The sequence below is a fragment of the Paenibacillus sp. SJS-P3 genome, from assembly GCF_056711585.1.
Window position 1 is genome coordinate 1532715 of the sequence record NZ_CM160043.1, and the last position, 16807, is coordinate 1549521.

The 16807-nt window shown below is 62.9% G+C and carries 15 protein-coding genes; 11 read left to right on the forward strand and 4 right to left on the reverse strand.

The features are described 5' to 3' along the window. Positions 1–53 precede the first annotated feature (53 nt). On the reverse strand, positions 54–1382 hold the full coding sequence (fabF, locus tag AC06G8_RS07005) for a beta-ketoacyl-ACP synthase II (protein WP_480284829.1): 1329 nt from the start codon (positions 1380–1382) through the stop codon (positions 54–56). Positions 1383–1509: 127 nt separating this feature from the next. Here fabF and AC06G8_RS07010 point away from each other — a divergent pair, with 127 nt between their 5' ends. The 5 genes from AC06G8_RS07010 to AC06G8_RS07030 all read left to right on the forward strand — a co-directional run bounded on the left by AC06G8_RS07010 (position 1510) and on the right by AC06G8_RS07030 (position 5692). Then, positions 1510–2397, forward strand: coding sequence for a helix-turn-helix transcriptional regulator (locus AC06G8_RS07010; protein WP_480284830.1), 888 nt, complete (start codon positions 1510–1512; stop codon positions 2395–2397). Positions 2398–2699: 302 nt separating this feature from the next. Next, positions 2700–3731 (forward strand): 5-oxoprolinase subunit C family protein, encoded by a 1032-nt coding sequence (locus AC06G8_RS07015; protein WP_480284831.1) that lies wholly within the window; start codon positions 2700–2702, stop codon positions 3729–3731. 29 nt (positions 3732–3760) lie between these two features. Continuing rightward, the gene (locus tag AC06G8_RS07020) at positions 3761–4324 is read left to right on the forward strand and encodes an MOSC domain-containing protein (protein WP_480284832.1); all 564 of its coding nucleotides are present in this window, start codon (positions 3761–3763) and stop codon (positions 4322–4324) included. A 113-nt stretch (positions 4325–4437) separates the two neighbouring features. Next, positions 4438–5256: a LamB/YcsF family protein gene (locus AC06G8_RS07025; protein ID WP_480284833.1), complete on the forward strand. Its 819-nt coding sequence runs from the start codon at positions 4438–4440 to the stop codon at positions 5254–5256. Then, positions 5246–5692: a gamma-glutamylcyclotransferase family protein gene (locus tag AC06G8_RS07030; RefSeq protein WP_480284834.1), complete on the forward strand. Its 447-nt coding sequence runs from the start codon at positions 5246–5248 to the stop codon at positions 5690–5692. The genes AC06G8_RS07025 and AC06G8_RS07030 overlap by 11 nt, the downstream gene beginning before the upstream one ends. A gap of 49 nt (positions 5693–5741) precedes the next feature. Here the strand turns inward: AC06G8_RS07030 and AC06G8_RS07035 are convergent, their stop codons facing one another. Both AC06G8_RS07035 and comJ read right to left on the reverse strand, forming a co-directional pair. Continuing rightward, entirely contained in the window at positions 5742–5900 is a 159-nt protein-coding gene (locus AC06G8_RS07035; RefSeq protein ID WP_447665014.1) for a hypothetical protein, read from the reverse strand. Between the two features lie 29 nt (positions 5901–5929). Further along, positions 5930–6466 (reverse strand): competence protein ComJ, encoded by a 537-nt coding sequence (comJ, locus tag AC06G8_RS07040; RefSeq protein WP_480284835.1) that lies wholly within the window; start codon positions 6464–6466, stop codon positions 5930–5932. Between the two features lie 687 nt (positions 6467–7153). Between comJ and AC06G8_RS07045 the strand changes: the two genes are divergently transcribed. The 4 genes from AC06G8_RS07045 (at position 7154) to AC06G8_RS07060 (ending at position 11304) form a co-directional block, all read left to right on the forward strand. Further along, positions 7154–8830, forward strand: a complete 1677-nt coding sequence (locus AC06G8_RS07045; protein ID WP_480284836.1) for a copper resistance CopC/CopD family protein — start codon at positions 7154–7156, stop codon at positions 8828–8830. 18 nt (positions 8831–8848) lie between these two features. Beyond that, positions 8849–9715 (forward strand): sensor histidine kinase, encoded by an 867-nt coding sequence (locus AC06G8_RS07050; protein ID WP_480284837.1) that lies wholly within the window; start codon positions 8849–8851, stop codon positions 9713–9715. Positions 9716–9759: 44 nt separating this feature from the next. Further along, positions 9760–10497 (forward strand): response regulator, encoded by a 738-nt coding sequence (locus tag AC06G8_RS07055; RefSeq protein WP_480284838.1) that lies wholly within the window; start codon positions 9760–9762, stop codon positions 10495–10497. A gap of 120 nt (positions 10498–10617) precedes the next feature. Further along, complete coding sequence (locus tag AC06G8_RS07060) at positions 10618–11304, forward strand: YcnI family copper-binding membrane protein (protein ID WP_480284839.1); 687 nt, start codon at positions 10618–10620, stop codon at positions 11302–11304. Between the two features lie 287 nt (positions 11305–11591). Here AC06G8_RS07060 and mraY read toward each other — a convergent pair whose 3' ends face one another. Then, entirely contained in the window at positions 11592–12542 is a 951-nt protein-coding gene (mraY, locus tag AC06G8_RS07065) for a phospho-N-acetylmuramoyl-pentapeptide-transferase (protein ID WP_480284840.1), read from the reverse strand. Between the two features lie 722 nt (positions 12543–13264). On the opposite strand from mraY, the gene pheS reads away from it, so the two are divergent. Both pheS and pheT read left to right on the forward strand, forming a co-directional pair. Continuing rightward, complete coding sequence (gene pheS / locus AC06G8_RS07070; protein ID WP_447662229.1) at positions 13265–14299, forward strand: phenylalanine--tRNA ligase subunit alpha; 1035 nt, start codon at positions 13265–13267, stop codon at positions 14297–14299. Between the two features lie 13 nt (positions 14300–14312). Further along, positions 14313–16754 (forward strand): phenylalanine--tRNA ligase subunit beta, encoded by a 2442-nt coding sequence (gene pheT / locus AC06G8_RS07075; RefSeq protein WP_480284841.1) that lies wholly within the window; start codon positions 14313–14315, stop codon positions 16752–16754. The last annotated feature ends 53 nt before the right edge of the window (positions 16755–16807 follow it).

A 16807-nucleotide genomic window follows, 5' to 3' on the forward strand; every position in this document is an offset into this window, starting at 1 on the left:
GAGGAAAACGACTGTTCCGAACGCGTCCCGGCTAGCCGATACCGGACAAGCGGCTACTCCTTGTATCTCGACAGGGCAATGACCGCATTATGTCCGCCGAAGCCGAAGGAATTGGACAGGCCGGCATGAAGCTCCGCCTTGCGGGCATGAAGAGGCACATAGTCGAGATCGCATTCGGGATCGGGGTGGGTCCGGTTCGCGGTGGGGGTGATGACGCCTTGGCGCAGCATCTGGACCAGGGCGATGGCTTCCACGCCGCCTGCCGCTCCGAGCATATGCCCGGTCATGGATTTGTTGGCCGTAACGGGAATCCGGTAAGCGTCGTCTCCGAAGACGCTCCTGATGGCTGCGGTCTCGGAGAGATCGCCGACGCCGGTGCCGGTGGCATGGGCGCTGATGACGCCGACGTCCGCAGGGGCCAGGCCGGCTTCGGCCATCGCGAGCCTCATGGCGGAGGCGGCTCCGCGGCCGGCGGGCTCCGTAGCCACGATATGGTAGGCATCGGAGGTGGCGCCGTATCCGATCACCTCGGCCAGCGGCTCCGCTCCGCGCGCCAAGGCATGCTCCAGCGGCTCCATGACGACGATGCCGGCTCCTTCGGCCATGACGAAGCCGGTGCGGAGCGCATCGAAGGGACGGCTGGCCGCGGCCGGATCGCCTTCAGGAGAGGCAAGAGCAGTCGCGTTGCCGAAGCTGGCGAGCGCGACGGGCGTCAGCGCTGCTTCGGCGCCGCCGGCAAGCACGATGTCCGCTCCGCCATAGCGGATCAGGCGGAAGGCTTCGCCGATCGCCGTATTGCCGATCGAGCAGGCGGTTACGGGAGCGAGCGACGGGCCGAGCGTCCCGTAGCGGATGCTGATCATGGCCGCCGCCATATTGGCGATCATCATCGGAACGAGCGTCGGGCTGACGCGGCCGGGACCTCTCTCCCCCAGGATGCGGGCCTGCTCGATCAGCGTGCCGATGCCTCCGATGCCCGAGCCGACGTACACTCCTGCCCGCTCCGATGACAGTTGCTCCGCCGATAGGCCTGCCTGGCGGACCGCTTCTTCGGCTGCGGCCAAGGCGAACTGGACGAACCGGTCCATTTTCCGGGCTTCCTTGCGGCCGAAGCGGGCTTCGCCGTCCCACTCCGGGATGATTCCGGCAATGGCATCGCGGCCGGTATCCGGCAGGAAAGCTTCGATTCGCCGAATGCCGGAGCGTCCGGCAGACAAGCCTTCCCAGAGCGCCGGCACGCTGCAGCCGAGCGGGCTTACCGCTCCCATGCCGGTAATGACGACACGGCGGCCGCCCGGCGCCGTTCCGCGCTGATGCTCCGCAGGTCGGGATGGCGATTCCGCGACCCCATGTTCACGGTTTTCGGATGTAGCTGGCTTCATGTGAAATTCCTCCTCGGCTCTGCTTTACATGCAGTTTGGCATAGCAGTTATCCTAGTACAAGTTGTGGTTTATACTAGAATAAACACTACCCGGATAAGGCACATGGAGGGCGAAAGGAGATCGGCTATGAACCGGAAAGCAAGGCTGGAGGCATTATCGGCTTTTTTGAAATCGCGGCGGATGGCGGTCTCGCCCGAGGCGGCAGGACTTCCGGCAGGCGGCCGCAGGCGCACGCCTGGATTGAGAAGGGAAGAGGTGGCGCAGCTGGCGGACGTCAGCGCGACCTGGTACACCTGGCTTGAGCAAGGACGGGATATCCGCGTCTCGGCTTCGGTGCTGGATGCGGTCGCCAAGGCGCTGCGCCTGAATGCCGACGAGCGGCGGTATCTGGCCGCGCTGGCGATGGAGGGAGCAGCGGAGGGCGAAGAGCTCGCCCCCGAATCCCGCCCGCAGGAGCTGTCGCCCGCGCTGCGGCTGATCGCGGACCAGCTCGTCAGCTGCCCGGCTGTCTTTTCGGACCGGAGATGCCGGATCGTCGGCTGGAACGAAGCCGCCTCCAAAGTATTTCTCGACTTCGGCATTATCCCGCCCGACGAGAGGAACATGATTCAACTGCTGTTCAGCCGTCCGGAGCTGCAGCGGCTGGCCGTCAACTGGGATGAGTTCGTGCGCGGATACTTGGCTATCTTCCGCTCCTATTACGGGCAGTATGCGGATGACGACTGGTATGAGGGCTTCATTCGCGAGATGGAGGCCAAGCATCCCCGGTTCGGGGAGCTGTGGGAGGAGAGCCGGGTCAGCACCGCGCCAGAGGTCATCCTGGAATTCCGGCATGCCAAGGCGGGACGCATGCAGTTCCAGCTGACGAGCTTGCGCGTTCAAGGCGAGCAGGATCTTCGCTGCAGCATTTATACGCCGGCTCCGGATACGGGGACGGACCGCAAGATGGCTCGGCTGATGGAGACAGACAGGATCATGGCGAGCGTGGGGACGGGACTGCAAGCCTCCGATTGAGAGGCAAGATTGCTGCGGAGGGTGGCGCAGGTTCCGGAGCGGCGCCGGGATGGAGCTGCGGGCAGCCGCACAGGCGATCGGCCGCCGCCTTGGATAGCTTATCCGGAGGGGCTGAGCTACACTGGGAAGGTGGAATCTATTGCCATCCAAGGCGGGCAGAGTGCAGGCGAGCGGATAACTGTCCGCTGACGCAGCTGCAGCCGCCTGGACCGGCGAGCCCGGAGGCTGACGAACTGAACAGCCGGCGGAGTTTCCGGGGTCAGGCTGCTTGGGCTGTCGAACAATTGCAGGAGGTGGGGGCTGTGCGAACGGAGCTTGAAATCGTCAAGGCGGGCATGCTGCTCGAAGTGCAGGATCGGGGAAGGCCGGGCTGGCGCTCTCAGGGAGTGCCGGCTGGAGGCGCGATGGATTGCTGGTCGCTGCAGGTCGCCAATCTGCTGGCCGGCAACCGAAGGGATGCCGCGGCGCTCGAGATGACGATGTCGGGACCTGCGCTCCGGGCAGGCAAGGACGGCCTGCTCTGCGCTCTTGCCGGCGCCGGGATGGAGGCCAGCGTGGACGGCGTTCCGCTGCCGCCGTGGCGAACCGTCTATGTGATGCCCGGCCGGCTCCTGGAGATCGGCCGGGCGTCCCGCGGCTGCCGCGCCTATCTCGCCGTCGCCGGAGGCATCGCCGAGCCGCAGGTGCTCGGCAGCCGGAGCGCCGATGCTCGCGCCGGCATCGGCCGCCGGCTTGCCGCCGGCGACGCCCTTGCTTGCGGGGCGATGCCGCCGCAAGCGGCCGCCTGGGCGGCTGAGCTGGCGCGCCGCGCCGCCGCCGCAGGCTCCGCCGGCGGAGCTCCGCTCGCCGCGGCGCCATGGTTCGCGCGCCCGCTGCCGGGCGCGGCTGCCGCCTCCGGCACCGTGCTGCGCGCGGTGCCGGGCTCCGCGTACGGGCAGCTCACGGAGGCTGCCCGTACGCGGCTGTGGCGGGAGCGCTTCCACGCAGCTCCCGCGAGCGACCGGATGGGCGTCCGCTTGCAGCCGGACGCCCATCCGGTCGAGCTGATCCGCCATGCGGAGATCCGCTCGCATGGCGTCACGCCCGGCGCGGTGCAGCTGCCGCCTGGAGGCGCGCCGGTCATCCTCGGCGCCGGGTGCGGCACGACCGGCGGTTACCCGGTCATCCTGCACGTCGCCGCGGCGGACCTGCCCTTGCTGGCGCAGCTCCGTCCCGGCGACAGCGTATCCTTCTCCGAGATCGGGCTCGAGGAGGCGCAGCTGCTGGATCTCGGCCAGGAGCTGGATTTGGCTATGCTGGACCATGCTCTCCGGCTCAAAACCATTTCCCGATAACTACAAGCGAAAGAAGGCTCGAACCGATCATGTCCTCTTCCAGGAAAAACAGCCGTACAGCCCGGGTTGTCGGCTTATATACCGCAGATGCGCCGAATTCCTTCGTCTCCCGCCCTCTCGCCGAAGCCGAGCTGGAATTCGGAGGCATCCGCGGCGACCGCCACTTTGGCCTGACGGCCAAGGCGGATGCCCGCCAGCCGATGTACCCAAGGGGCACCGAGATATTGAACCGCCGCCAGATCAGCCTATTGTCGGCTGAGGAGATGGAAGCTGTGCGCGCCGATATGGCCGTGGAGGCGCTGGAGCCGGAATGGATCGGCGCCAACCTGATGCTTGCCGGATTGCCGGAACTTACGAAGCTTCTTCCAGGCACGCGCCTTCTGTTTCCAAGCGGCGCCGGGCTTGTATGCGAAGGGGAGAATCATCCCTGCATGCAGGCAGGCAAGGAAGTCCAGAACCATGTCGCGCCAAGGGAACGGCTGCCTCAAAGCTTCGTCAAGGCTGCGGCCGGACGGAGGGGAATTCTCTGCTCCGTCGAACGTCCGGGGCGGGTGTGCCACGGCGACGAAATCCGGATTCTAGATCCTATCTGACAACTCGCTTCTCCGCGGGATTCATCATGCCGGCAACTGACATGGCCGAATACGCGGCTTATGGAGATTGAGCGGCAATCGGTAAAATATATTCGTTCAGGAGGTTTTGGGGCATGGCAAGCATCGATCTCAACGCCGATCTGGGCGAAGGTTACGGAGCATGGTCGTTCGGGCAGGATGAAGCCCTGATGCGCAGCATTACGAGCGCCAACATCGCCTGCGGATGGCATGCGGGAGATCCCGCCACGATGCGGGCTTCCGTCATTGGCTGCCTGAGAGCCGGCGTCGCCATCGGGGCGCATCCGGGCCTGCCGGACCGGCTCGGCTTCGGTCGCCGGGAAATGGCGCTGAGCCCGGATGAAATCTATGACGGGGTGTTGTACCAGCTTGGGGCGCTGGAGGCTTTCGTCCGCGCAAGCGGGGGACGGCTGCGCCATATGAAGCCTCACGGGGCGCTGTACCATATGTGCAATCGAAGCGAAGCGGCCGCCGAAGCTGTCGCCCGGGCGGCTGCGGACCTCCGCTGCGGCTTGGCCGTTTTCGCGCAGGCGGGAAGCTTGCTGCTCGAAGCGGCAGCCAGGCATGGTTTGCCGGCGATCGCGGAAGCTTTTGCCGACCGTGCCTATACCGCATCCGGCAAGCTGGCCGAGCGGTCGCTGCCTGGAGCGGTGCTGCACGATCCGGATGCAGTGCTCGCGCAGGCTCTGCGAATCGCTTCCCGCGGCGAAGCCGGAACGCTGGAAGGACCGGTCCTCTCTCTATCCGCTGCCACGATATGCCTGCACGGGGACCGTCCTGGAGCCGCCGAAGCAGCGATGCTGCTGCGCCGGGGGCTGGAGGAAGCCGGCGTACGCGTTGCGGCTCCGGATATCGGCGAGCTCGCAGGAGACGGGCTTGATAGCGGAGGGACGGGAAAACTCGATGAAGGATGAGGCATGGCTGTTCGTCTACGGAACTCTGCAGCCGGGGACGTCCAATTATGACGTTATCGAGGCATGGGTACGGGAAGCGGTGAGGGGCCGAATAAGAGGCTGCTTGGTGGACGCGGCCGCAGGGCAATACCCGGCTCTAGTCATGGACAAGGCCAGCCGGACTGCCAGCAAATCCGTCTTCCCAGCAGCTTCGGCCAGCGGCCCGATCGCGGAAAGCGACGCCGTATCCGGCTGGTGGCTGCGGATCGGCATCGGCGGCCTTGCCGAAACGGACAGGCTGGAAGAGTACTGCGGACCGGAAGAAAGCAACGACTACGAGCGGATCTGGACGGCCGATCTCGATGCTCCTTCCAGGCAAGGTTGGGTCTATGTATGGCCGACCAGCCGAGGCTGCCCGGCGATCGGAAGCAGCAAATGGCCGCCTTCACCGGATTGACGGGGAAAGCGGCCTTTTGGCTTTGTCACGTTTTCGCTAGTGTCGTGTTTTATCGGTCTTCCTCAGCCGTTTCCGGCTGAAAGGCGATGAGCGTGACGGGAACGCCTCGCTGCTCGGTAAGCCGACGCTCCAGTTCCCGGATCTGCTGCACGGCTTCATCGGATCCGCTCAGATCGGCGAACCGGTAAGGCTCGAACGGCTGCTGCATGGATATATCCACCTCCAATAGTAGCGTGGTCAGTCCGGAGGAGCGTTATGCATGGCGGCCTTCGACAGTCCGTTTTTCATACCGGCCAACAGGAGCGGGGAAGGGGGTTCGAGCGCCTCATCCTGGACCAGGAGCGCCGCCTTGCCTTCATATCCGGGATACAAGGCGAAGATATAGGTCCATGGCTGCTCCTCGGCATCGCCATCGGCGCCCGGTACAGCATTGAAGACGAGCCCGCAGCTGCCGGGCGGAACGTCTGCCTCGACCGTGCTCGACAGAATGCTGGCAATGCTCAGCTTGCCGTCTGCGGGAACTTCGAATGGAACCAATATGGACCGCACGGAGCCCGCGGCAGCTTCCGGTTCGCCTTCCTCGACCGCGACCGCCACGTTGCAGCGCGAATCATCCATCGCTTCGAAGCTTGAGATGCTCCTGTTTTTCCAGGCAAAGCCTTGCCCGACTTCTTCATCCGTCCACTCCGGGAACGGTTCCTTGGTCCCTGCCGGATAGACGCATACCTGGGAATAGGAGACGACGATTTCCTTTGATTGGGCCACTATGTTCATGCACGAGCACCTTCCTTCCATCCGTTTCTTTACGCATTCGCTGCGAGCCTTCGTTCGTCCTGCTTGATGGCGGGCTGAATCCATAGACTAAGACGGCGAGCAATCGAAATGCCCCCTCAAGCTGGGAGGCCGCTGAAAATTTGTCGCTGCAGACAGAAATCATTCTTCCGATCGCTGTTGTCCCCAGATTTCTCAGATTTCTGCCGCTTTTAACGGTTGAAATCCGGGGACAAAGGCGACCACATCCGTTTCTCCAGAACGATTTCGCGCCTTACGCTACTTTTTCAGTGGCCTCACGCAGGCCGGCTGCTTCCCTATGCCGATCTCAAGCGAATCCTAGTCTCTGCCGCGTGACCGTCTCTGCTGTGTGACCGTCTCTGCCGCGTGACCGTCTCTGCCGCGTGACCGTCTCTGCTGTGTGACCGTCTCTGCTGTGTGACCGTCTCTGCCGCGTGACCGTCTCTGCTGTGTGACCGTCTCTGCTGCGTGACCGTCTCTGCCGTGTGACCGTCTCTGCTGTGTGACCGTCTCTGCTGTGTGACCGTCTCTGCCGCGTGACCGTCTCTTCAGCCGTTCCAGCGCGCATCTGTCAGCGAGTGTTGGACAACGTTCACACTTCCGCTTGGTCAGTCCGGCCTCCTTCTTGTAAACTAAGGCTGACATACGGAAAGGACGTGTTCAGGCATCATGCAAGTAAATTCTTATCTTCGGCCGTCGCGGCGGCGCCCGCAGCCGATCTATATGAGCTTCCGCTGCCTGATGGCGCTGGCGGCAGCCGCGGCGATCTGGCTCAGCCTGCTGCCCGGCCTCGCCTCGGCGCACGCCTCGCTGCAGGAGGCGTCTCCGGCCGCCGGCACCCGCGTGGAAGCGGCTCCGTCCGAAGTGAGGCTCGTCTTCAACGAGAGGATCGAGGAAGCGGTAGGAGCGCTCCAGGTGCTGGACGGCAAGTCGGCCAGCGTCACATCCGGGAAAGCCGTCCTCAGCAGCGACCATCGGGCGCTGACGCTCGCGCTGCCCAAGCTGGACGAAGGCGTCTACACCGTTTCTTACCGGATCATATCCGAGGACGGCCATCCGGTGGGAGGCTCTTACGTGTTCGTAGTGGGCAATCCTCCCGCGGCCAAGGACGCCTCCGCCTTCGATCTGCACGCGCAGCTCGGCCATGCCGGGCATGAAGCGGAAGGGGCGCTCACGACCGCTGCCTTGCTGCTCTATGCGGTGAGGTTCCTCTATTACGCCGCCTTGATGTTCGCGGCGGGAGCGGCGATCTGGTTCTTCCTGTACCGGCCTCTTGCGGGGCTGGCCGAGCCGCTGCGCTCCCGGCTGGAGAGACTGCCGGGTCAAGGGCTGATGCTGGCTGCGCTGCTCTATGTGTTCATGGAATCGACGCAGCTGATGGAAGGGCAGGCCGGATCCGAATGGATCAAGCTGTTCACCCGGACATCGGTCGGCATCACATGGCTGTCGCTGCTCGTCCTGGCGGCTGCAGGACTGATGGTGCCCGCCCGCCTGGCGAAGACGCGGGCTCTATGGGCGCTGCTGCTGCTCGCCCAGGAGGCGTGGAGCGGGCATGCGGCCGCGCTGGAGCCGATGGCGGTCAATCTGGCGCTCGACTATATCCATCTGATTGGAGCCGCATTGTGGGCAGGCGGCCTCATGCTGCTGCTGTCGCTGTGGGCGGGAGACCGCAAGGAAGCCGGACGCTTTGCCGCCAGCTTCACCCGGGCGGCATGGATCAGCATCGCGGTGCTGACTCTTTCCGGCATCGCCATGACGCTGTTGTGGCTGACGGATCTCTCTTATCTGTTCATTACTCCATGGGGAGTCATGCTGCTCGTCAAGACCGGCCTCGTCGTGCTCGTCGCCGTCACGGGAGCCTTCATCCGGCGCCGGATGAAGCGTTCCGGCTTTCCGTCCGGAGCCATGCTCAAAGCCGACGGCATCCTCATGAGCCTGATCCTGATCGTCGTCGGCGCCTTCACTTATTTGAGCCCGCTGCCGGCCAACGAGCCGGTGGCATGGCATCAGATGGGCAGCGCCCTCCATGTGTCGATCCGCATCGCCCCGAACGTGCCGGGAGACAATGAATTCACGACGAGGGTGTGGATGTTCAACAAGCTCGGAGCGCCCAAGTCGGTGAAGCTGCGGCTGATCTCCGAGGACAAGCCCGACATGGGCCCGATCGAGGTGCCGGTGGAGCCGTTCAAGGATGACGAGATCAGCACGTTTGACGGATATACGAAGTTCGCTTACAAGGTAAAAGGCCCTTATCTTCCGTTTGCCGGGAAATGGACGGTCGAGGTCAGGGTGCTGGATTCCAACGACGACGAGCATGTCGAGCGGACCAGCTTCCGCAATTATTGACGGAGGGCGGGAAGACGGATGAAGGCTGTTGCGATCAAGCGCCTGATCCTATGGACGCCGACTGTGGTCACGGCCGCATGGGAATACTCCAGGCATACGTTCCTGCTTCCTTATTTGTCCATGGATACCGGCAATCTGATCAGTCCGGTGCTTGTTTTTCTCGTCACGGTCACTCTGCTGTACCGGCTCTTCGAGATGCTGGAAAATGTCCAGGAGCAGCTGAGGCGGGAGCAGGCGGTCAAAGCCGCCTTTCAGGAGCGGGATCAGCTGGCGCGCGAGCTTCATGACGGCATCTCCCAGTCGCTGTTCCTGCTGTCGGTCAAGCTGGACCGGCTTGAACGGTCGGCTGGCGCAGGGGATGTGAAGGAGGCGACCGACGAGATCCGCCGCACGGTGCGGCATGTCTATGACGACGTGAGGGAATCGATCGCCAATCTGCGCAGCGCGCCCGAGCCCGAGGAGATTCCGTGGCTGAAGTCGCTGAAGGATGCGGCTTCGGAGCTGGAAGCATCCGGCACCCGCGTCGCGATCGACTGGCGCATCCCCGAAGCCCAGCTGACGAGTCGGGAAAAGGTGGAGCTGCTGGCGATCATCCGCGAGGCGCTGATGAACGTGCGCAAGCACGCCTCGGCTTCGCTTGTGGAAGTGAGCGGGCGCACCGATGGGGCGGGCGGATTCCGCTGCCGCATCGTGGACGACGGGGGCGGAGCCGCTCCAGGCGCCGCCGAAGCCAAGGACCGGTATGGCGTGCGCATGATGAAGGACCGGGCTGCCGGCGCGGGCTGGACCTTCCGCTTCTCCAGTCCGGCGGATTCGCAAGGGGGCGGGGGGACGGCCGTAGAGGTGGCGAGGATGCCGTCTGCGGCAAAGGAAGCTGATGACTGAGCGGATTCCAGGCCGATGGCCGGAATCGGAAAGGAAGTGCGCATATGGAAGAGCCTCAAAGCGCGGAAGAGATTCAAGGCGCAGCAGCGGATCGCTGCAGGGTGCTGCTTGTCGACGACCATCCGCATGGCCGCGAAGGCATGCGGATCATCCTTTCGGAGGATGACTACTTTCAGATCGCAGGAGAAGCATCCGGGGGCGAAGAAGCGGTGCGGCTCGCCGGGGAGCTTGAACCCGATCTGATCCTGATGGATATCCGGATGCCGGATCTCGGAGGACTGGAAGCCACCTCGCGGATCAAGGCGGCGCAGCCCGGAATCAAGATCGTCATGGTGACCGTATCGGATGATATTGCCGATCTGTTCGAGGCGATCAAGCGAGGGGCTCAAGGCTACTTGCTCAAAAACCTCTCTCCATCGGCTTGGCTGGATTATTTGCGGGCGGTGTCGCTGGATCAGGCGCCCATGAGCAGAGAGCTTGCGACCCGCATTCTGCATGAATTCCTGCCTGCCGGCGGCGGAGCGGCGGCTCCGTCCGCCTATCGGGCCAAGCCGGCCAAGCGGGCGGCTTCCTCGTCCCTCACTCCGCTCACCGAGCGGGAAAAAGGAATTCTGGAGCGGGTAGCGCATGGCGAGTCCAACAAAGAAATCGGGGCTGTGCTCGGCATTTCGGAGCATACGGTGAAGAACCATCTCAAAAATATTTTGCAGAAGCTGCATCTGGACAACCGGGTCCAGCTTACCCGATACGCCTTCGAGCAGGGAATGATGGACCGGGGCTGAACGTTCGACGGATGTTCACATCCTTTTGCTTCTGGTAGCTCTTTGGAGTCATGTCCTTTATTGGGAGCAGGACTATACTTTGAAGCAGAGTTATTCAGACCATAAGGAATGGACGGGTGCATGATGAAAGCAAAAGGCATGAAAAAGATGTTCCCTGCGGCGGGAGCCGCGATTCTGATGATGCTCCTGATGAGCAGCATCGCGAGCGCGCATGTGACCGTATGGCCGAAGGCGACGACACAGGGCTCCTACGAGGTGTTCACGGTCCGAGTACCGAGCGAGAAGGCGGATGTCACGACGTCGGCGGTCAAGGTCCGCGTTCCGGACGGGGTGGAAGTATCCCGCACGCAGCCGCTTCCGGGCTGGAAGACGACGCTCGAGACGACGGCGGACGGCAAGATCGAGTCCATCACCTGGACGGCGGATGAAGGAAAAGGCCTCACGCAGCAGGAATTCAACGAATTCAAGGTTTCCGGAAAAGTTGCCGCCGACGCCAAGGAGCTGAGCTGGAAAGCCTACCAGACGTACAGCGACAGCAGCGTCGTGGAGTGGGTCGGAGCGGCCGACGCCGAATATCCCGCTTCCGTCACGACGGTAGCTGCGGGAACCGGCGAAGGCGACGGCCATGGACATGGCGCCGCTGCCGGCACAGAGCCTGCCGCTTCTCCGGCACCGGCTGACGCCGATCATGCGGCAGCTCCGGCGGAGAAGGAGAGCAGCTTGCCGCTCTACTTGTCGATCGCCGCTCTCGTTCTCGGCGCGGTAGCGGTCATTGCCGCATTTGCCCGCCGGGGCGCGAAAGGGTAAGAGCCGGAATCGGGCATCGCCGCTTGCGGCTGTGCATGAGGACTAGACTTAGAAAAAAAGCGAGCCGGATTCCATGAGGCCACTGAAAAAGTAGCGTAAGGCGCGAAATCGTTCTGGAGAAACGGATGTGGTCGCCTTTGTCCCCGGATTTCAACCGCTAAAAGCGGCAGAAATCAGAGAAATCTGGGGACAACAGCGATCGGAAGAATGATTTCCGTCTGCGGCGACACATTTTCAGTGGCCTCGGATTCCATCCGGCTCGCTTTTTTTGATTAATCCAGAGGCAGCTACAGGACGAATTTCCACAGCAGCAAGCTGACCAGAGCCGACAGCCAGGAGATCAAGCCGAACAAGATGACGATCCGGTTCTCGCTCCAGCCGTATTTCAGGCTGAAGTGGTAGTGGATCGGGGTCATGCGGAACAGGCGGAGCTTGGTGCGCTTGTAATGCCATACTTGCAGGATGACGGAGAGCTGCTCGGCCAGGTAGACCGAGAACAGGATCGGAATCAGGATCTCGACTTTTTCGAGAACGGCCAGAAACGATAGAGAGCCGCCGATCGCGAGCGATCCCGTATCCCCCATGAACGCTCTGGCCGGGTGGATGTTATAGAGAAGCAGCCCGAGCAGGCAGGCGATCATGATGAGGGAGAAAGCCTGGACTTCCAGCCGTTCTGAAATGGCAAAGAAGAAAAAAAACGTCGGGATCGCAGCATTGATCAGCAGGCCGTCCAGTCCGTCCGTGAAGTTGATCGCATTGGCCGATCCAACGATGAAGAGCAGCATGACGGCGACATATGCGGCAGCGGGCAAATGCAGAGCGAAGCCTTGGAACAGCGCGATCTCGCTTGTCAGAGAAAAATAACGGAACAGGACATAGAGCAGCATTCCGGCGAAAGCGAATTGCAGCACGAGCTTGGCGCGGCCGGAAATGCCTCCAGGATCCTGGCAAGCCGCCTTGCGGTAATCGTCCATGAAGCCGATGGAGCTGAACAGCAGGAAGGCCGAGCAGAGGAAGAGCATCAGCGGCGTCGCATTGAATTGCATGGACATGACGATGCCGACGAGGAGGACGAGACCTGCCATCAGCGGAGTCCCGCGCTTGGCCTGATGATCCGGGGGCAGCTCAGCCCGGATCGGCTGCGTCAGCTTCAGGCTCTGCAGCATCCGGATCAGCAGCGGAGAGCCTGCCGCGACCAGCAGGAAGGTCAATCCCGAAACTACCAGCATTCCATTCATTCTCCGCACGCTCTTTCTTCCGGCGGCGATCCGCCTTTTTAAATTCCAGCAAGCTGGACAACTAGTTCCTATGTATGCCGCCATGGCGATGGATATGCTCGTAGTTCATGTCTTTGACGCGCTCCCGCCGCCGCTTGTTTCACCGGCTGTGCCCAATTTTTCCATCTTTATAGAAGGAACATCACGAAAACGGCTGTAAGCCAAAAACGATGCCAGCCTCGACGGGCTGCCGGCGCCGCTCGCGGCCAGCTCGCTCGCGCACGGCCGCCTCAAGCCGCGCTCCTGAGCGGAGGAGGCGTGAGCCCGGGTTGCAACCGCGGCTGAACCCGGATATAATGGGACATAATTGTCTTATTCAATCACATTGCGATGAGGGAGACCAGTAAGCCAGGCCTGATCCACAGGGAGGGAACGCCGCAGATTGAGAGCGTCCCCGGGTTATCAGCATGGCCGAATTCACTCCGGAGCGGAGCTCTGAACGCACGGCCCCGGCCGCGCCTGTAGGAGGCTACGGTCAGCCGGCCGTTATCCGGCAAGAGCAGCCGGGCGCATGATGCGCCAGGGCGGCATGGCTCCTATCCTCGGGTAGGGCGGCCATTTCGTCAAGCAGGCTGGAATCAGGGTGGTACCACGGTCCTTTCGTCCCTTTGCGGAGAGAGGGCCTTTTTGTATTTTTTTATTGAGGTTTCTACGAGGAGTTTAATCAGGGAGGCATGTGAGCCATGAAGGAACGGTTGGAGGCGCTGCGCGCCGAAGCGCTGCAGGAGCTGGAGAAGGTAGCCGGCCCGCAGGAGCTGGGAGATCTCAGAATCAAGTATTTGGGCAAAAAAGGCGCGCTGACGGAAATTCTGCGCGGGATGGGCGCGCTGAGCGCCGAGGAGCGTCCGGTCATCGGCGAGCTCGCGAACAATGTGCGCGGCGCGATCGAGGCCGTGCTGGAAGAGAAAGGCGCCGCTTACCGCCGCGCCGAGACGGATGCGCGGCTGCGCACGGAGACGATCGATGTGTCGCTGCCGGGCAACGTGCTGCCGACGGGCGCGATCCATCCGCTCGTGAAGGTGCAGCAGGAAATCGAGGATATTTTCATCGGCCTCGGTTATTCCATCGCGGAAGGACCTGAAGTCGAAACCGACTATTACAACTTCGAGGCGCTCAACCTGCCGAAAAACCATCCGGCGCGCGATATGCAGGACTCTTTCTATGTGACCGAAGACATACTCATGCGAACGCAGACATCCCCGGTGCAGATCCGCGCGATGAAGGCCAGCGGCGGCAAAACTCCGCTCAAGGTCATCTGCCCCGGCAAAGTATACCGCCGCGACGACGACGACGCGACGCACAGCTTCCAGTTCAACCAGGTGGAAGGCCTTGTCGTCGCCAAAGGCATCCGCATGAGCGATCTGAAGGGAACGCTGCTCCAGTTCGTGCAGGAGATGTTCGGCCGCCAGGCCCGCATCCGTCTGCGCCCGAGCTTCTTCCCGTTCACCGAGCCGAGCGCCGAGGTCGACGTCACCTGCTCGCAGTGCGGCGGCAGCGGCTGCCGGATGTGCAAGCAGACGGGCTGGCTCGAGATTCTCGGCTGCGGCATGGTGCATCCGAAGGTGCTTGAAGCGGGCGGTTACGATCCGGAGGAAGTCAGCGGCTTCGCCTTCGGCATGGGCATCGAGCGCATCGCGCTGCTGAAGTACGGCATTGACGACATTCGTCATTTCTATACCAATGATCTGCGCTTCCTGAGCCAGTTCGCGAGAATGTAAGGGGGAACGAGCGATGAAAGTATCTACGAGCTGGCTGAAGGATTACGTCGACCTGAGCGGCATCACGCCGCAGGAGCTTGCCGAGAAAATGACGGACGGCGGCATCGAGATCGATGCGGTCGAACCGATGGACAAGGGCGTGACCGGAGTTGTCGTCGGTTATGTCAAAGAAAAGACGAAGCATCCCGATGCCGACAAGCTGAATGTATGCAAGGTCGATGTCGGCACCGGAGAGGATCTGCAGATCGTCTGCGGCGCGCCGAACGTCGACGCCGGCCAGCATGTGCCGGTCGCCACGGTCGGAGCCAGGCTGCCGGGCGGACTGAACATCAAGCGCGCGAAGCTGCGCGGCGTGGAATCGCAGGGCATGATCTGCTCCGCCCGCGAGCTCGGCCTGAACGACAAGCTGCTGCCCAAGGAGCTGCAGGAAGGCATTCTCGTACTGCCCAAGCTGGAGCTGGGCCGTCCGATCGGCGAGGTTCTCGACCTCGACACACATGTGCTTGAGCTTGACCTGACGCCCAACCGCTCCGATGCGCTGAGCATGCTCGGCGTCGCATACGAGGTCGGCGCGCTGACCGGCCGTCCGGTCAAGCTGCCTGAGCAGGACGTCTTCGCAACGGCAGAGAAGGCGGCCGACCATCTGTCCGTCAGCGTCGAGGCTGCGGAGCTATGCTCCCATTACAGCGCCCGCTACATCAAAGGCGTCAAGGTCGCTCCGTCCCCGCTCTGGCTGCAGAACCGCCTCATGGCGGCCGGCGTGCGGCCGATCAACAACATCGTCGACGTGACGAATTACGTCATGCTGGAATACGGCCAGCCGCTGCATGCCTTCGACGCGGATCAAATGGCGGGCGGCAGCATTGTCGTGCGCCTGGCCCGCGAAGGCGAGACGCTGGAAACGCTCGACGGCCAGCAGCGGACGCTGCAGCCCCATATGCTCGTCATCGCGGACCGCGACAAGCCGGTCGCGCTTGCGGGCGTCATGGGCGGTGCGAACTCCGAAGTGACGGAGGATACGGTCAACATCGTGCTGGAATCGGCGAAGTTCGACGGCTCGACCGTGCGCCGCACTTCCCGCCAGCTCGGCCTGCGCTCCGAATCGAGCCTGCGCTTCGAGAAGGAAGTGGATCCGGCCCGAGTCATCCCGGCGCTTGACCGGGCGGCGTCGCTGATCGCCCGCCTCGGCCAGGGACTCGTAGCGGACGGCGTCGTGCAGGAGGTTGCCAAGGCTGTGGAACCGGCTGTCATTACGGTCGGCCTGGAGCGGATCAACACCTATCTTGGAACGGAGCTTGCGAAGCTGGAAATCCAGACGATCTTCGGCCGCCTCGGCTTCGGCTCCGAAATTTCGGCGGACGGCTCCGCCGTCAAGGTGGAAGTGCCGACCCGCCGCGGCGATATTTCCCGCGATGTGGACTTGATCGAGGAAGTCGCGCGCCTGTACGGCTACGACAACATTCCGACGACGCCGATCCACGGGGACACGACGCCGGGCGCTTTGACGGCTTCCCAGGCGGTCCGCCGCGAGCTGCGGCGCCGGCTCTCCGACGCAGGACTGAGCGAGGTGATCAACTATTCGTTCACATCCCCGTCCCGCACGGAGCTGTTCCCTGCGCTTGGAGGGGGCTCTCGTCCGATCCGGCTGGCGATGCCGATGAGCGAGGAGCGGAGCGTCCTGCGCACTTCGCTGCTGCCTCAGCTGCTGGAGACGGCGACATACAACCGGAACCGCAAAAATCCGGATCTCGCCGTATTCGAGATCGGGACGGTATTCCATACTGACGAAGAGGCGCTGACGACTCTTCCTCACGAGAAGCATCGTCTGGCCGTGCTGCTTACAGGCGCCCTGCGCGGCGCTTCCTGGAACCGCAAAGCGGAAAAGGCCGACTTCTACGATGCTAAAGGCGTGCTTGAATCGGTATTCGCCGCGCTCGGCCTGAGCGGTTCCGTCACCTACGAAGCGGACGCGCCGGAGCATCTGCATCCGGGCCGGACAGCTGCCGTCAAGCTGCATACGGAACTCGGCGAGCAGACGATCGGGTTCGTCGGCCAGCTTCATCCGGAAGCCCAGCGGGCGGAGGATCTGGACGATACCTTCGTCGCCGAGATCGATCTCGGCGTTCTGTACGACGCTGCGGACCGCTCTATCGTCTACCGCACGCTGCCGAGGTATCCGGCCGCGGAGCGCGACATCGCCGTCACGGTAGATGCCGGCGTCGCGGCGGCCGCTCTCACGGCAGCGGTGAAGGAAGCTGCCGGCGAGCTGCTTGAGTCCGTACGTGTCTTCGACGTCTATACGGGCGAGAAGCTCGGCGCCGGACGCAAGAGCGTCGCGCTGTCGCTCGTCTACCGCCATCCGGAGCGCACGATGACGGACGAAGAGGTCGCTGGCCTGCATGCCAAGGCCGTCGCCGAATTGGAACAATCTTTCTCCGCTGAATTGCGAAAATAGGCAGGAAACGCGTAAAGCCGCATCGAAGTAGTCCCCAAAGAGGACTGCGGATG

What these genes read in the sequence shown, in the direction of transcription:
- fabF (WP_480284829.1), bottom strand. Translation starts at nt 1,382, where the DNA reads ATGAAGCCAGCTACATCCGAAAACCGTGAACATGGGGTCGCGGAATCG.
- AC06G8_RS07010 (WP_480284830.1), top strand. Translation starts at nt 1,510, where the DNA reads ATGAACCGGAAAGCAAGGCTGGAGGCATTATCGGCTTTTTTGAAATCG.
- AC06G8_RS07020 (WP_480284832.1), top strand. Translation starts at nt 3,761, where the DNA reads ATGTCCTCTTCCAGGAAAAACAGCCGTACAGCCCGGGTTGTCGGCTTA.
- AC06G8_RS07025 (WP_480284833.1), top strand. Translation starts at nt 4,438, where the DNA reads ATGGCAAGCATCGATCTCAACGCCGATCTGGGCGAAGGTTACGGAGCA.
- AC06G8_RS07030 (WP_480284834.1), top strand. Translation starts at nt 5,246, where the DNA reads ATGAAGGATGAGGCATGGCTGTTCGTCTACGGAACTCTGCAGCCGGGG.
- AC06G8_RS07035 (WP_447665014.1), bottom strand. Translation starts at nt 5,900, where the DNA reads ATGCAGCAGCCGTTCGAGCCTTACCGGTTCGCCGATCTGAGCGGATCC.
- comJ (WP_480284835.1), bottom strand. Translation starts at nt 6,466, where the DNA reads ATGAACATAGTGGCCCAATCAAAGGAAATCGTCGTCTCCTATTCCCAG.
- AC06G8_RS07045 (WP_480284836.1), top strand. Translation starts at nt 7,154, where the DNA reads ATGCAAGTAAATTCTTATCTTCGGCCGTCGCGGCGGCGCCCGCAGCCG.
- AC06G8_RS07050 (WP_480284837.1), top strand. Translation starts at nt 8,849, where the DNA reads ATGAAGGCTGTTGCGATCAAGCGCCTGATCCTATGGACGCCGACTGTG.
- AC06G8_RS07055 (WP_480284838.1), top strand. Translation starts at nt 9,760, where the DNA reads ATGGAAGAGCCTCAAAGCGCGGAAGAGATTCAAGGCGCAGCAGCGGAT.
- AC06G8_RS07060 (WP_480284839.1), top strand. Translation starts at nt 10,618, where the DNA reads ATGATGAAAGCAAAAGGCATGAAAAAGATGTTCCCTGCGGCGGGAGCC.
- mraY (WP_480284840.1), bottom strand. Translation starts at nt 12,542, where the DNA reads ATGAATGGAATGCTGGTAGTTTCGGGATTGACCTTCCTGCTGGTCGCG.
- pheS (WP_447662229.1), top strand. Translation starts at nt 13,265, where the DNA reads ATGAAGGAACGGTTGGAGGCGCTGCGCGCCGAAGCGCTGCAGGAGCTG.
- pheT (WP_480284841.1), top strand. Translation starts at nt 14,313, where the DNA reads ATGAAAGTATCTACGAGCTGGCTGAAGGATTACGTCGACCTGAGCGGC.